We start from the raw sequence: 13,506 nt of genomic DNA, 5'->3' as shown, positions 1-13,506 counted from the left end.
AATAACATATTTCTTCGTTAATTTTCCAGCCACTTTAATGCTGCAATAACTTTTTGATCTGCATGTAAATTTTCAAAATTGTCACCATCCATAACAAGCTCGTCGGGCTGAATTGGTTTTGTATATTCTTTTCCATTCCGATCGGCCTCGGTTGAAACAGATAGGTAGTAATAAACATCTGCCGCTAGGGCCATCATTTGATTGGCGGTAATCAAGCCGGAAGTCGGCTCTCCGAACGACTTTACATTCTTCTTTCCGATGAATGAAATAGCGGTTGCTTCACCGGCGCTGCTTGTAACGGGTCCTATCAAAACAGCGATCTTCAACTTCCTATTTGGCTTGCAATTGTTATTTATCGTAGTGAAAGCTCTCCGTCCTAAGTAAACGTTACTCCGCTTAATACTCCAGGTACTTAAAATTTTCCCATCACGTACAAAGGATCCTGCATTTCCATCCCCTAATAGGGGGCCCAAGCCACCTATCATCGGGTACATATTCCGCCGGTATTAAGACGTAAATCAACAATGATACCCTTTAAATGCGAGAGATCCAAGGAACAAAGCGAATCGCGCAGCTTTTGCCCTAAGATGTGCGCTTTGTCGGGACCGTCCTTCGCACCGGCAGGCATACCGGGGACACTAATATATGCGATACCGTTGGCTAGTTTTGCTGTATGCACCGGGCTGCCCAGCTGCTTTTTCAGTGCGTTTTTGGTTTGCTGGTTAAGCTGATCCATTGTGTTGCGTCGTCCCGTCCGTCCAATATACTTTCCTTTATAAAGTATAAAGGAATGATTATCATCAAGTTTATCGAGCATTAAACCTACTGCAGCGCGTAACGCAACTAATGTATCCGTTCCGGCCGTATTATAGGCAGCATATATCTGAGGTTTCAGGGTATCCCATAATAGTCGTTTGCGATATACCGAGCCTTCTTGGGTTTGCCGTATAATACGATCTAGCAACGTATGCTGCTGTGCCTGTGAATATAAACCACTCAGCAAACTAACGATAAGGAGTAGATATTTTGCTAACGGGAATACTTGCATAGATAATTGTATTGGCGATTAATTAGTTTCTTTTCTAACAGTGGCTTATGATCCGGAAAACCGAATCAAAGCGAGCCGCCGATTTTCCAATTGTTTTTTTTGCATCGAAATGACAGCAAAATAGCACGCTGATTGAAGAGGTACTCTAGCGGCTAATCGCCGTGAAGATCTGTTGCTCCTAGAGGTTTAATTGACTAAAAAACTTCTCTTCAGGGAAAAGAGACAAAAAGGGCTCCTTTTTTTAATATAATCATAAATATCTGTTAAACGGTATCGATCTCGTTTGACCGCTGTTGCGAAATATATATCTTTCTGTCTACTCAGCTCCTTTAAAAGCTGGTATTCTTTAGGTAATGACTTCATAATTTGTTTTTTAGGTTTAACCACTAAAATAAATGCGGAAAGCTTCTTTTTGCAGAGCGATCCGCCATATCGCTATTCTGCCGTATACACTTTTTAATCCGTTTGAACTCTTGTTCTTCTATAGTACAAACACAGCGCGCAATATTGACGTACTTCCTGATAAAAGCCTCGAGCTCTACGGCTTTAATATTATTACGGAAGAGCAGAAAGGTATGTTTTACGAAAAAGAAGTCATTGCCTTCATGCGTTCCTATGCATCGTGCTTTCTCGAACATAAAATAGTGCAACCCGTTTTCAGGTTCTTTTCGGCAACCGTGCATCATCTTATGTTCTGGAACATGGATTCTTGATGTAGTAAGTACTCTTAAAAGAAGAGATTTCTCTTCCGACACATCAATGACTATTAAATATTTGTCTCTTGGCTCTCCCCCGTTTTCGAATTCGTAATCTTTAATATGTAGTATATTCCCCGGTTTAAGTATATCCATTAGCTACATTAGGTTTTGTTGCATTAAGTGAGACTGATAGGCTACTTCAAAAGCAGCTTTTTTATAATCAGTATCTAGTAGATCGGTAAATTCTATTATGTAATCGGAACGGTTACTCTTCAGCTCAAATTGTTGTTTGAGATTATTAGCTTGCACAACACGGTGCCAAAGCGTACCTTCCTGATGAAGTATATCTACCAGTTGCTCACTGGTTAATTTACCATATCTATCGATGACTTTCTGTAAAATTTCAATCTCGTAATCGGAGAACTCATCATCATTAAATGGTCGAATCGGATTTAAGACAAGTCCTTCCGGTAAATCTGCGGGCGCATCGGAGACTTTTAAGCTATATAATACACCATCACCTGCATCTAGCTTTTGGAGGTTATCAACCTGCTTAACTTTGTTGTAAACATCTTCGGGAACCGGCCCGAACCGCCATGCCTTATAGTCTAACCAAGTGATCGGGACGCCTGTATCACGTATAGCTTGCTCATCGGCCATATAGAGAAGCTTAATCGCTTTGGTAAGATATAGTGGCTTTATACGCTCAGCGAAATAAACCAATGCATTCAAAGCTTTTTCTTGTGCTAATGTAAGTTCCATACGTTTTTGTTTTTGAGACAACCTAGTGTGTAACAAAGATAACGGCAAGTTTGTGATATTCCAACTAGGTATGTCATGAGGGATATTACGCTTATCCATATGTTTTTTATTTACGATACAAAGATTAGCATCTATTGTGCAATGTATCTGCACAGTAAGAAAATTTACTATCTTTACGATATCGATTTCTCAACATGGCCGATAATAAACATGCATTGATCCGTTATAACATATTGGATAAATGTCTATCCAATTCTTTTAAACAATATTCATTTGACGATTTGCTGAATGCATGTAACTTGGCATTGGAAGATATTTTTCCAGGAAGTAAAGGCATTAGCATTAGAACTCTGCGAGATGATCTTAAACATATGCGGAGTGCAGAGGGATGGAATGCTCCCATTGAAGTCTATAAAAAGAATGGGAAATCTTTCTATCGCTACGGAGAAAAGGGATTCACAATTTATAAACAGCCGTTAAACAAAAATGAGCGGGATCAGCTACAAGCTGCCATAGGAACTTTCTCACGTATCCAGGGATTGCCTGAATTCAGTTGGATTTCTGAATTAAGTGCCAAATTGGAACAAACGCTCGAAAAAGGCAAACCGGACATTATAGGCTTTGACAATAATGAATACCTACGCGGAGCTGAATATATTGGTCAGCTATTTCACTTTATTTTAAATCGCCAACCTCTTTGCATCACTTACCACCCCTTTAACAGTCCTGAACCTCGGCAATATATAATACATCCTTATTATCTTAAGCAGTATAATAACCGATGGTTCTTATTTGGTTTGAACGATTATCTAAAAAAAATAACGATTGTTGCTCTAGATAGAATTTTGGACTTGACGCCGCATCATGTTTCCTATGTTGAAAATCATAATTTCGATTTCAAAGATTACTTTGACGACATCATCGGCGTCTCGTTAATAGAGGGAGAAACCTTACAGAAAATTAAGCTAAGATTTAATGCAAAGGCAGCTCCTTATGTTGAATCAAAGCCACTACATGGATCGCAAAAGATTATCTCCCGATCACAAGGCGATTTAGTTATCTCAATTGAGGTTATACCTAATTATGAGCTGGAAAGCGTTATCCTGTCTTATGGAGAACGTGTATCAGTTTTGGAACCTGAATCCTTTAAAAAGAAAATTGCAGATAGATTGAAAGAAGCGTTAAAGGGATATAATAGTACTGAATAAGGATTTTTCTTTTCGGAAAATTCAGATTTATTTTTAAATTTAGCTGTGGAGTGCTCTTGTGCCCACATAAGCCGCAAGTTCGATTCCCGCCCTAGGTACGATCACGGTTATTTAAACCGTGGGTCAGGGGTTCGAATCCCTTCCGGGGTACAGACAAAAAACGGCAATAAGTGTACTATTGCGATTGCATTTTTTTCAGACTTAGTATCTTTTGCTCTTACCGCTAGCTTATTTGTAATACTGAATACGATTTACTTTCAATATTTGCTTGATAACAAAAATTGTATAGAATAATTGATTTGAATCTCCATGTTAATGCATAACGAAGAATATCAGAAAATCATATACCGCTATTATGCGGTGGAGATACCCCGCAGCGATCTGAATTATGACAAAACGGAACAATCTAAAAATTATTGGGAAAAAGTCGAGCAGTGTCGCAATGATATGGTCAGATTTGATCGCCTTAAAGAAAAGGTAGCATCGATATTGGAGGTCAATGTCCTGGAGCTAAAGGTAGATTTAAGTTATGTAGCAGAGTTTTACCTTCCGCAGCGAATCGGTCCCAGGAAACTTGAAGCCTGTGTATTTATCATTAGTGGTATAACGAATCTTTTTTCCGTCTACCTGCTATCCGAAATTACCCGTTTAAACACACTTAGTGGCATACAGTCCCAAGAAGAGCGGGACATCATTAATCAGGTCAGTGAACTCATAAAAGAGATTTATCCGGAATATGAACCTTTTCCAATGGACTTGTATCATACACGCGTACCGGGCGTTGCAGCAAATTTACGCTATAATGATTACGCCACTTACTACGAATGCCTGTTGATAGATCATATTTATTGATATGACTGTCCGACAATTAGAGATTTAGGTGTTGATACAAAGGGCTTTGTTGGTGATATCCTTGGCTGCCTTAATAAATTCTTTTTATTTTTGCATTAACAGTACACGGTCATGCTACCCTTAAGAACAACGTCCCAGGGCGTGTCTTTTGCTTTTATACTGTTAAACACTTAAACCAACCATGATTGAATGTACCTTAAATAGGCGCCTTTTCTATTGAGCGACAATTCAACAACTTAGAGATCGTGGCCTAATAACGATCAGATGTTTAGGGTTCAGCACACTATTCACAAGGCTATCCATTTGAAGAATGCGATAACAAATAGGTAATGGAATATGGCTTCGAATGACCCTTCGCTTGGTGCAAATGCAAACCGATTCACCCACTCAATTAATTTCTGTGGAGGATTTTGTTTTGGGGATATGGTAAAGTACATCAAAATAGTTATTTAGCTGAATCTTGAATGTAATGTAGGTGTATCGTGGAATATTGTTTGTATTTAGGTGATTGGCTATACTCAATACGTTCGAAGACATTCACATCTTTCTTTCTCCAGCAGGGGTCTACCTTAGTTATTCTCCAAAGAAGTTTCTCGCTTCATTTAGTATGTAAGGCATTTTTTAATCCGTCTATCTGGCCTAATATTTCATGATTATTGAATGAGATGGTTCTTGGCTTGTTTTCTAAGCTAGCTGCTAATTCACGATAATAGTTTGATTTCTGACTATCGGATTTATTTTGATAAGCCAGAGACGCTCGGTAAAATACAAGTATCAGATCTGTAGTTAACAAGGTGTCTTTTACAGCATTATTACCTTGTTCTTTCAGGTATACTAATAAGTTATTGTTTGCTTCAGCATTGTGTCGCGCCCATTGCTCAAACTCGTGGATAAATGCTTCACCTTCTGCATTAAAGTCCATTTTCAAAAGCCGCTTCATAGCTTCGGACATGTCTTCGATCATTTTCTCTATAAAATCTTTTGTTTCCATCGTTCAAGCATTCAACATCGATTTAATATTACTAAACCTGCGATCAGGTTAGGTTATGCCTGGTGCACTTTTTTCAGTTCTATACCTAAAACTATCAACAGGCAATGCGAATTTTATTTGTCCTGCTCAGAATTTTTTGAAAAAGTTACTTCTATTTCCTCGCCCTTCTTTTCTCCTTCAAGTATCACGTATTTAGCCTTTTCGTCATACGTTGTCACAATTCCGGAAGCATCGTGACGATTGGCAGGTTTCACGCAATAATTAGGCGCACCATCTTCTGGATAATCGGCATGAACCACAACCTTAGCGGCCGATATCTGTACCGAAGAATCACTTGGACGTTCTTGAGACATGCAGATAGACGAGCAGCCTGTTGCAATGGCGAGTGTTAAAAATCACTTTTTCATAACTTTAGCATTTAATCAGGTTAAAGATAAAAAAATATGATAAGTAATTTAATTGCTAAAATCCTGTTTTCTCTTTAAATGACAACAGGCTTAACACCGGATTTTGTGCATGATCATTGATTTTGTAAAACGCCTTTAAAGAACTAGGAAGGAATCGATACCAACTTGGTTCATTATCCATATATGACTTTATTTGAAATAGTGTTTTAGCGTTTATGGAAGATATAAATCGCCTCTCTGAATCAACAGCATGGATTCCCTGTTCGATAACCGGGAGCAGGTGAGTAGCATTATCTGAAGTGTAATCCGACAAAGAGAATAGCCTTTTCGAGGTGCCATAGTAAACAAACAATGGTCTGTCTAAATGGCTTATCAATCGAAAAACAACCGTTTTCCCCGATTTAAAGAAATCGGCAACTGAATAAATCACTTTACTATTTGTGTTTGTATAGGCCATCCTTTTTCCGCGATAAGCAACGCTCGACATGAAATCTGCCGGAATAGCCTTATCGGGCAGCAGATCGATCCGATAGGTCTTTAACACTTCATTAACAACCTTTTAATCTTTATTTTTGAGTTGCTTTTAGGAGAATTTACCAGGGGAGACGTCCTGCTCGACAATAGCCTTCATAGGAGTGTAATATTCCGAAAGCCATATTCTGACAGGGCTCCTTGCAGCCTACGCAATGTTGAATCTTTTAAAAATTACTTGGCAAAAGCAGCTCTTGGTTAGCCGCTTCTCCAAAAGTTAATGCCTTTTAGTGAGCGGTCTACAATGCGTCTTTTTATGGAATTTGTTTTCTATATACATCCAACAGGAAACGATTAAGAATATGATACGGATATTACTTTTTTCGATATTTGCTACACTTATATGCCAAACGCATATTGCTAAAGCCAATGACCGGATCAACGAATTGGATAGCATCTTTAGGCTACATGCCGACAGTACAATAATCTTTACCGGTTCGATTCCGTTTAACACTGCACCGGAAAATATATTGATCATCAGCAAGAAGGGTGATACAATAAGCCTATTCTCCTATCGCTACGCCATGCGCGAAATCTCTAGTTACGAGGGTGTGCCAAGGTCATTAGCCGACTATATTTCCAGAACGAAATACAGTCGTCGCGGCAGTGTAGTCGGCCCCTTCTTTGAAGTGCATCCAATAAGTGAAAAGAAAGGTAAAAAGCTATGGAGTGCATTGATGCAACACCACCCGTGGCAATTAAAAGATAATGCAATATTGGGTACAGGATGTCCCATTAAACCAAAAGTAACGAAAGATAAGGATGGCAACACGATTGAAGAGTACAAGGGTCGGAATATGGAATCCCACAGCTATAATGTCAGGCTGGTAACTAAAACGGACAGCAAGAAGCTAAGCTATTTTGCACCGGAAGACCTACAAAAGGAGTGCCCTCCCGAGGAAGACCGCCAACATATTATATCGATAAAACGCCTTCTATTGAGGTCTTTCGGAAAAAATTCCGTATTTGAATAAACCCATCTTTAAGAAAACAAACCTAGTTCATTGCAATTAAGAATATACCTGCAGTATGAGAAGTTGAAAATCGCCGTATTTTAAACTTTCAACAAATTTAATTATATTAGCATTGACTGACCACTGGATGCAATTGCACGCTGAAAATTTATCGATTTTTATAAACCAACTATAGAAGTCATCACGGGATCTATTCTCCAACTGGATGCGCTAAAAAAACGATACATGAAACATTGTCTTTTGATTCTATTAACTTTCGCTGTGTTCGTTAACGTCGGAACTATCAGTGCACAGGATGCCAAACCATTTAAAGTTATCGGCTCGATCGATACAGTTCCACATGCGTCTTATTATGTGAATTACTATTCCGCCGATGGTCTCCGCTACGACACCATTGAGCTGGATAAAAAAGGACATTTCATTTTAAGCGGCCATATAAGTGAACCAACATCTGTATCGCTTTCTGTAGATAACGTTTATGATAAGGATGTGCTGGGTAATTGGTTGTGCTATTCTTTCTGGGTGGAACCGGATAAAGAAACTTATTTTAAAGGGCTTCGAGGCTTCCGTAAACAAATTGTCCGAAACTCAGAAACGCAACGCTTAGAGGATGAGCTAGATCATGAACAAAAACCGCTCAATAAACAAATAGCTTCCTTGCGAAAAAAAATCAGATCGGATAATTATACAGCAGAAGATAAACGTGCTTTCGATTCATTGACCAGAGAACGTGATGCGCTAAATTTCCAATTTATTGAAGACCATCCCAATACACATTATGCAGCCAGTTTGCTAGCCGGCTATGTACATCATGAACCTTCTTTTTATGCTCGTAGCCAACGGTTATTCGATCAACTAACACCCGAGATCAGATCGACAAAAAGGGGTAAACGTATACAAGAGCTTCTTAGCAAACAACGATCGGTGCAATTGGGTGAACAGTTAACCGACTTTACTTTGGCGGATACCGCAGGTAACACAATCAGTCTTTCCGACTATAAGGGTAAATATGTACTTGTCGAATTTTGGGCCAGTTGGTGCGTGCCGTGCAGGCGCGAAAACCCCAATTTGGTTAAAAGTTACAATACCTATAAACCGAGCGGATTCGAGATTTTGGCCGTTTCGTTTGATGATAAACGCGACAATTGGGTAAAGGCAATCAACGATGATGGATTGCCATGGACGCATGTTTCGGAACTAACGGGTTTATTTAATAGCCCTCTTGCAAAAAAACTGCTGGTAAGGTCGGTACCTGATAACTTTTTGCTTGATCCTGAAGGAAAAATTATCGGCAGGAATTTACGCGGTGATGAGCTGAACCGAAAACTGAGTACCCTCACGCTATCGGATTAGCAAATAAACGACAATTAGGGCTTTAGGTGTTGATAAACATGATGCACGATTGTTAAGACACAAAAGAATTTATTGATAAAATACGTATGCTTTGTATGTCGCAAGTACACCGCTGAATTGACAGATTTACACTTATAAGAACTTCTGGGTACTACTTATTTTTGCAATCAGTAAGCACGATATTTTAAATTCATAACTATGCGAAAAATCATTTTACAGGAGTGGATTTCTCTTGAAGGCTATGTTGCTGATAAGGACGGCCAGCTCACTTTCTTCACGGATATCAATAACGAAGCATACAAATACTCCGACCTTGACCAGGTGAAATTTATGGACAATATTGACACGATACTGCTTGGTAGGATAACTTATGAAATGTTTGTTGATTTCTGGCCTACCGCTGATTCGGAAAAAGAGCCAATTGCGCAAAGTTTAAATAGGACGCCGAAACTCGTATTTTCTAACACACTTAATGAAGCTAACTGGGGTAAATGGGAAAATGCAAAAGTTGTTAATGGTGATGCTGTTGAGGAAATCGCAAAACTAAAGGCTTTACCGGGAAAAAATATGGTCATTTGGGGCAGTATAACCCTTGCACAGTCTTTAATGAAGTGTGGGCTTATCGATGAGTATCATCTACAACTTTGTCCAGTTGCTTTAGGTGGTGGTAGGCCTTTATTCCCTACCGGTGATGGATACATCAACCTGGAGTTGATCGACCTTAAGAAATATGACACGGGTATTGTTCTACTAAAATATAGACCTAGGTCACTTAGCTAGCGTTTCTATTATCGAGAAAGTAGTGAGCATTTACTATCAACATCCTTAAGTTTGCAAAAGAACTTTGAAAGCATATCAACTGGTTCTTGAAAATATTGTTGATGCATATGGAAAAGTTCATTCTTTTTCATCCTTCTATAAAATGTTATTAATGTTAGTTCGTATTCTATCCATTTTGATGTTTACCCTAGTTGCCTGCGGCGGTCTGCAAAAGAAGCTGGATTCGGAACTCGTGGTGGATGTGGGCCTTCTTGACAGTGCCTACGGCAGTCCATATCTTTCTCTCGACTCGGTGACGATCTTTAGAAACGATTCGTTGTTAACCGTATGGCTCCCGCAGAACAATCAGCGTGACACCTTACTGGTGTATCCAAACGCGGCTCAATATAATTTTAAGTTTAAAAATGTACTGGGCAACGTGGTAGAGAAATCGGTATCGGCGGAAAATTCACAAAGAAAGAACACAACGCTTTTTCTTGACTCAACCGACTATCGTAAACATCTTGATGAAAGCTGGATCGCTAAACTAAAAGATACTGAAACTATAAAATTTGTCTTCAACCTACAAGGATGTTTTAATGCGGGTAAAGATTCGGTACTGCTAAGCCGGAATGAGGGGGCATACTTTTTACAATATGGCAAGGAAGAACGCAAGCTCAACAAGGAAGATATTGAGTACTTAACCAAGTTTGAATGTGAACTTCCCCTGCTTCCTGACCAAGGTTTCTGCACTTTTACGGAAACGTATACCATGACATACGGCTCCTTAAAAAAGGAATATGTAGATAGCGATTGCTGCTGGAACGGGACTCAACGTTTCTTCACATACTTTGGCTTTAAGCAACAAAACTGATAAGCGTGACACGGTAAGATTTGCAACCAATAACCTTGACAAAATAAACCTCCAAAATTTATCCTGGTGTTAGATAAGGTACATATGCTTATATGTTCATTCTTTTAAAATCTCCCAATACCCTCCAAAAGTTGCTCTTCCTCCTCTTTGAATATATCCTTTGCTTTTTAAAACATTTAATATTTTCTGTACGGCGGATTCGTTTATGTTCAAAATTGCACTTAACTCTTTTCGGCCGATTGATCTTTTTGCCTTTATTAAAGTCAAAGCTTCTCTTTGCCTATCAGTTAATACATCAATATTACCACCAGTTTGACCACCAGTTTGACCACCAGTTTGACCACCAGTTTGACCACCTTGAATCTCTTTTGCAGACAACCAAAATTCCACTTTTGTAAAATTGGTACCTTGTTCAAAAATTGGAGCGGTATCGGTATAATGTTTCCAGCCTTCTTCCATTTTATCAAATCCGTATCCGGCATTCTCAGCTAGATTGACTATTCGAAAAAGTCAAATGACGAGATGATTTTTGGCATTCTGGAAGCGAACGATGGAAGTATTTGGTTTGGCACATTAAACGGGGTGTATCGTTATGATGGTTAAAACTGTAGATGAGCAGATCGAACTTTTGCAAGATAGGACATCGAATAGTTCTGATTTAATTCACTTGTCGTTTAAAGCTGCAGAACAAAAAATTCTGCTTGGTATTGAATGGCGTAGTATGGTCTTCCGTAATGCACTTTAATTTATCAAAACCATTTTCGAGTTCTGCTGTCAAAGTTTGCTCGTCGTACTGCTGTATATCCAGTCCACTACACTTTGTTGGTCCGTTTGTTGAAAACGTACCAATGGTCATATAGCCGCTTACGCGCTGCCTTGCAATATCGAGGTACTTTGCTACCTGTTCTTTGGTTGTCAGAAAATGAAATGTTGCCCTGTCGTGCCAAATATCAAAAGCCGTTTCCGGCTCAAACTCGGTAATGTCGCTGACTATCCAATTTACTTTTTCGGCTTTGTTGCCTAAGCGGGCTTTGGCTCTGTCCAATGCTTTGGCTGAAATATCTAAAACGGTTATATTTTCACAACCGTTGTCTAGCAGGTGATCCACCAATTTGCTGTCGCCACCACCAATATCAATAATGCGAGCCGTTTTATCTACGCCGAACGAATGAATAAAATCCAGTGAAGTTTTCGGTACTTCCTGTGTCCAGCTTACCTGTTCGGCGCTTTTGGTTTCATAAATCGTTTCCCAATGCTGTTTTTTATGTAATTCTTCCATATTGCTCATTATATGTTACCGGAATATCCTGTTTGCCCAGCTTTAGTATTTTGCCAAATGCCAGTGCAGCTTTGTGTACCTGTACTGTCCAGTCTTCTGCCGCATTGCCGTCTGCTCCGTCCGATATGTATTTGAGGCTGAGGAAAGGGATATTTTCTTTCATTGCCACAAGAGCCAATGCGTAGGCTTCCATATCCACCACATTATAAATAGTAGTGGAATGTGCCATTTCAAAATTATCTCCCGTTCCGCAAACGGCTTCGGGTAGTCCGTCCATCTGCAAACCGTATTCAAGGATTGGAGGCAATCCCGATAAGGGCGTTTCGTACTGCTCATAGCCCAATCCTCTAACGTCCATATCCCGTTGTATGAATTTGGTGCAGCAGACGATGTCGCCTTTTTTGTAATGGTTGCTTCCGGCAGAACCTAAATTGACAATCAATTTCGGTTTTTCCTGCTGTATGGCTTTCATCAGGTTATAAGCCGCATTTACTTTGCCAATTCCGCATATCAGGTGCTTGTAATCCGTAAATACATCGGCTGCTTCAGATGCCAGTGCGAACGTAAACAGTACGTCCTCAACAGGAAAAGCATATTTGGGGTTAATGGTAATCATCAATTCTTTTTAATGGATTAATATCCTACAAAGTTAAACTTTTAGTGCTAACTGTTCGGTCAACAATGTTACCAAAGCACCTGCGGGGAAAACACCTGACTGTCAATTCCGTTCTTTAATATTCCAATTTGTGCTCTATCTTTTCTCAACTACTTACGATAGGTCGACTGATCTATTTCAGTATTCCAGTAAGTAAATCTTGGAATTGGCGTAATCCCATACCGTTTTAAATTGCGATAAGAAGCGATACCCTAAATTCATCAGGTTCGGTTCGGTTATTGCCAGCTCTCTTCTGATAACCTGCGTGCCTTTCAGAGAAGAGAGTTCTACACCTTTTAATGTGAATTTATATTTTCCGTCGATGATCACATTCTTTATGGTCAATATTGTATCGCCGCCACTGTCAGTACCGGAAATTTGAACGGAACCGCGGCCTTTCAATATCTTACCGGATGGTTCATCCAATTGCAACAAGCCGTTCTGGCCTGTGTCAAATGCCCCTAAAACATTGATCCCGTCTATCGATAGTCTGACCATCGGGTGATTCGGCAACTTTCTGTTCTCAAAATTGATAACAGCCAATACTTGTTCGCCCTTCAAAAAATCCTTGCATTGGTTACGTTCAGCAGAGCTTTTATAGAAGGTGACCTTTCTGTGGATATAGTCTAGCTTAAACAGATAGCCGGTAAAGAAATCATGGCCTATGTAGCCCAGGCAATCAGGTGTGATATAATTCTGTAGGAAATCATAGTTTCCGCTGCTGATATTCTCAAGATTTCGATAGATAACACCGTTCGTGAATCTGATTTCCCTAACGGTGTCGTTCGTATTGATCTTGAAACCATGCCCGCTGCCGGTGATACCGGTGCTCTTCGTTTTTTTGTTGGGAAGATCGATAAGGTTATCATTTAACGATATGGACGTTCTGTAGCCTGTATCGAACATAAACTTGCCACTTACACCGTTTACCGCTCCTGAGATGAACGGGTAGCCGTTTATAAGCGTGATGGGAAAAACGACCGAGTCGCCATGCAGCACAGGTGTTTTTTCAAAGACCTGCGCGCTCGCCCGTGTCCCGAAATATGTTATCGATAGTATGATCGACAAATAGCTTAGTTGAATGCGTGTCATTACTGTATGTTAATAATTGATCA

The 13,506-nt window shown here is 39.6% G+C and carries 18 protein-coding genes and 1 tRNA gene; 8 read left to right on the top strand and 11 right to left on the bottom strand.

Translation table 11 applies throughout. From position 1 onward, the window contains the following. Window positions 1-17: 17 nt before the first annotated feature. From E0E36_RS04980 to E0E36_RS04965, 4 genes are all read right to left on the bottom strand, one after another. On the bottom strand, window positions 18-494 hold the full coding sequence (locus E0E36_RS04980; protein ID WP_130854956.1) for a S41 family peptidase: 477 nt from the start codon (window positions 492-494) through the stop codon (window positions 18-20). Next, window positions 482-1,048: a S41 family peptidase gene (locus tag E0E36_RS04975; protein ID WP_130854955.1), complete on the bottom strand. Its 567-nt coding sequence runs from the start codon at window positions 1,046-1,048 to the stop codon at window positions 482-484. Before E0E36_RS04975 ends, E0E36_RS04980 begins: the two co-directional genes overlap by 13 nt. 386 nt (window positions 1,049-1,434) lie before the next feature. Next, entirely contained in the window at window positions 1,435-1,899 is a 465-nt protein-coding gene (locus E0E36_RS04970; RefSeq protein ID WP_130854954.1) for a hypothetical protein, read from the bottom strand. 3 nt (window positions 1,900-1,902) lie between these two features. Continuing rightward, window positions 1,903-2,508, bottom strand: a complete 606-nt coding sequence (locus E0E36_RS04965; protein ID WP_165446914.1) for a Panacea domain-containing protein — start codon at window positions 2,506-2,508, stop codon at window positions 1,903-1,905. A gap of 194 nt (window positions 2,509-2,702) precedes the next feature. Between E0E36_RS04965 and E0E36_RS04960 the strand changes: the two genes are divergently transcribed. From E0E36_RS04960 to E0E36_RS04955, 3 genes are all read left to right on the top strand, one after another. Next, window positions 2,703-3,716 carry a helix-turn-helix transcriptional regulator gene (locus E0E36_RS04960; protein ID WP_130854952.1) on the top strand — a complete coding sequence of 338 codons (1,014 nt, stop codon included), beginning with the start codon at window positions 2,703-2,705 and terminating at the stop codon, window positions 3,714-3,716. A gap of 88 nt (window positions 3,717-3,804) precedes the next feature. After that, a tRNA-Ser gene (locus E0E36_RS27655) sits at window positions 3,805-3,866 on the top strand. Window positions 3,867-4,031: 165 nt separating this feature from the next. Then, window positions 4,032-4,568 carry a hypothetical protein gene (locus E0E36_RS04955; protein WP_130854951.1) on the top strand — a complete coding sequence of 179 codons (537 nt, stop codon included), beginning with the start codon at window positions 4,032-4,034 and terminating at the stop codon, window positions 4,566-4,568. 598 nt (window positions 4,569-5,166) lie between these two features. On the opposite strand, the gene E0E36_RS04950 is transcribed toward E0E36_RS04955, so the two are convergent. From E0E36_RS04950 to E0E36_RS04940, 3 genes are all read right to left on the bottom strand, one after another. Next, on the bottom strand, window positions 5,167-5,559 hold the full coding sequence (locus E0E36_RS04950) for a hypothetical protein (protein ID WP_130854950.1): 393 nt from the start codon (window positions 5,557-5,559) through the stop codon (window positions 5,167-5,169). Between the two features lie 113 nt (window positions 5,560-5,672). Next, window positions 5,673-5,912, bottom strand: coding sequence for a hypothetical protein (locus E0E36_RS04945; RefSeq protein WP_130854949.1), 240 nt, complete (start codon window positions 5,910-5,912; stop codon window positions 5,673-5,675). A 109-nt stretch (window positions 5,913-6,021) separates the two neighbouring features. Then, a complete protein-coding gene (locus E0E36_RS04940) occupies window positions 6,022-6,510 on the bottom strand; it encodes a hypothetical protein (protein ID WP_130854948.1) in 489 nt (162 codons plus the stop codon). 289 nt (window positions 6,511-6,799) lie between these two features. Here E0E36_RS04940 and E0E36_RS04935 point away from each other — a divergent pair, with 289 nt between their 5' ends. The 4 genes from E0E36_RS04935 (at window position 6,800) to E0E36_RS04920 (ending at window position 10,457) form a co-directional block, all read left to right on the top strand. Beyond that, complete coding sequence (locus tag E0E36_RS04935; protein ID WP_130854947.1) at window positions 6,800-7,471, top strand: hypothetical protein; 672 nt, start codon at window positions 6,800-6,802, stop codon at window positions 7,469-7,471. A gap of 225 nt (window positions 7,472-7,696) precedes the next feature. Then, window positions 7,697-8,824: a TlpA family protein disulfide reductase gene (locus E0E36_RS04930; RefSeq protein ID WP_130854946.1), complete on the top strand. Its 1,128-nt coding sequence runs from the start codon at window positions 7,697-7,699 to the stop codon at window positions 8,822-8,824. 198 nt (window positions 8,825-9,022) lie between these two features. Beyond that, window positions 9,023-9,604, top strand: coding sequence for a dihydrofolate reductase family protein (locus E0E36_RS04925; protein ID WP_130854945.1), 582 nt, complete (start codon window positions 9,023-9,025; stop codon window positions 9,602-9,604). A 151-nt stretch (window positions 9,605-9,755) separates the two neighbouring features. Continuing rightward, on the top strand, window positions 9,756-10,457 hold the full coding sequence (locus tag E0E36_RS04920; RefSeq protein WP_130854944.1) for a hypothetical protein: 702 nt from the start codon (window positions 9,756-9,758) through the stop codon (window positions 10,455-10,457). Between the two features lie 96 nt (window positions 10,458-10,553). Here E0E36_RS04920 and E0E36_RS04915 read toward each other — a convergent pair whose 3' ends face one another. Further along, the gene (locus E0E36_RS04915; protein ID WP_130854943.1) at window positions 10,554-10,916 is read right to left on the bottom strand and encodes a winged helix-turn-helix transcriptional regulator; all 363 of its coding nucleotides are present in this window, start codon (window positions 10,914-10,916) and stop codon (window positions 10,554-10,556) included. Window positions 10,917-10,949: 33 nt separating this feature from the next. Between E0E36_RS04915 and E0E36_RS28315 the strand changes: the two genes are divergently transcribed. Continuing rightward, window positions 10,950-11,060 carry a two-component regulator propeller domain-containing protein gene (locus E0E36_RS28315; protein WP_423213028.1) on the top strand — a complete coding sequence of 37 codons (111 nt, stop codon included), beginning with the start codon at window positions 10,950-10,952 and terminating at the stop codon, window positions 11,058-11,060. Window positions 11,061-11,115: 55 nt separating this feature from the next. On the opposite strand, the gene E0E36_RS04905 is transcribed toward E0E36_RS28315, so the two are convergent. The 3 genes from E0E36_RS04905 to E0E36_RS04895 form a co-directional block, all read right to left on the bottom strand. Beyond that, the gene (locus tag E0E36_RS04905; protein WP_130854942.1) at window positions 11,116-11,736 is read right to left on the bottom strand and encodes a class I SAM-dependent methyltransferase; all 621 of its coding nucleotides are present in this window, start codon (window positions 11,734-11,736) and stop codon (window positions 11,116-11,118) included. Next, a complete protein-coding gene (locus tag E0E36_RS04900; RefSeq protein WP_130854941.1) occupies window positions 11,720-12,352 on the bottom strand; it encodes a 5'-methylthioadenosine/S-adenosylhomocysteine nucleosidase family protein in 633 nt (210 codons plus the stop codon). The genes E0E36_RS04905 and E0E36_RS04900 overlap by 17 nt, the downstream gene beginning before the upstream one ends. A gap of 177 nt (window positions 12,353-12,529) precedes the next feature. Beyond that, window positions 12,530-13,483, bottom strand: a complete 954-nt coding sequence (locus E0E36_RS04895) for a hypothetical protein (RefSeq protein WP_130854940.1) — start codon at window positions 13,481-13,483, stop codon at window positions 12,530-12,532. Between the last annotated feature and the right edge of the window lie 23 nt (window positions 13,484-13,506).

Source organism: Olivibacter jilunii (assembly GCF_900607235.1).
Classification (GTDB): Bacteria; Bacteroidota; Bacteroidia; order Sphingobacteriales; family Sphingobacteriaceae; genus Olivibacter; species Olivibacter oleidegradans.
The sequence above is the reverse complement of the archived record's forward strand: the minus strand, read 5'-3'. Positions and strand labels throughout refer to the sequence as shown.

Excerpts from the sequence above, each read along its gene's own strand:
- E0E36_RS04980 (WP_130854956.1), bottom strand. The coding sequence starts at position 494 with ATGTACCCGATGATAGGTGGCTTGGGCCCCCTATTAGGGGATGGAAAT.
- E0E36_RS04975 (WP_130854955.1), bottom strand. The coding sequence starts at position 1,048 with ATGCAAGTATTCCCGTTAGCAAAATATCTACTCCTTATCGTTAGTTTG.
- E0E36_RS04970 (WP_130854954.1), bottom strand. The coding sequence starts at position 1,899 with ATGGATATACTTAAACCGGGGAATATACTACATATTAAAGATTACGAA.
- E0E36_RS04965 (WP_165446914.1), bottom strand. The coding sequence starts at position 2,508 with ATGGAACTTACATTAGCACAAGAAAAAGCTTTGAATGCATTGGTTTAT.
- E0E36_RS04960 (WP_130854952.1), top strand. The coding sequence starts at position 2,703 with ATGGCCGATAATAAACATGCATTGATCCGTTATAACATATTGGATAAA.
- E0E36_RS04955 (WP_130854951.1), top strand. The coding sequence starts at position 4,032 with ATGCATAACGAAGAATATCAGAAAATCATATACCGCTATTATGCGGTG.
- E0E36_RS04950 (WP_130854950.1), bottom strand. The coding sequence starts at position 5,559 with ATGGAAACAAAAGATTTTATAGAGAAAATGATCGAAGACATGTCCGAA.
- E0E36_RS04945 (WP_130854949.1), bottom strand. The coding sequence starts at position 5,912 with ATGTCTCAAGAACGTCCAAGTGATTCTTCGGTACAGATATCGGCCGCT.
- E0E36_RS04935 (WP_130854947.1), top strand. The coding sequence starts at position 6,800 with ATGATACGGATATTACTTTTTTCGATATTTGCTACACTTATATGCCAA.
- E0E36_RS04930 (WP_130854946.1), top strand. The coding sequence starts at position 7,697 with ATGAAACATTGTCTTTTGATTCTATTAACTTTCGCTGTGTTCGTTAAC.
- E0E36_RS04925 (WP_130854945.1), top strand. The coding sequence starts at position 9,023 with ATGCGAAAAATCATTTTACAGGAGTGGATTTCTCTTGAAGGCTATGTT.
- E0E36_RS04920 (WP_130854944.1), top strand. The coding sequence starts at position 9,756 with ATGTTAGTTCGTATTCTATCCATTTTGATGTTTACCCTAGTTGCCTGC.
- E0E36_RS04915 (WP_130854943.1), bottom strand. The coding sequence starts at position 10,916 with ATGGAAGAAGGCTGGAAACATTATACCGATACCGCTCCAATTTTTGAA.
- E0E36_RS04905 (WP_130854942.1), bottom strand. The coding sequence starts at position 11,736 with ATGGAAGAATTACATAAAAAACAGCATTGGGAAACGATTTATGAAACC.
- E0E36_RS04900 (WP_130854941.1), bottom strand. The coding sequence starts at position 12,352 with ATGATTACCATTAACCCCAAATATGCTTTTCCTGTTGAGGACGTACTG.
- E0E36_RS04895 (WP_130854940.1), bottom strand. The coding sequence starts at position 13,483 with ATGACACGCATTCAACTAAGCTATTTGTCGATCATACTATCGATAACA.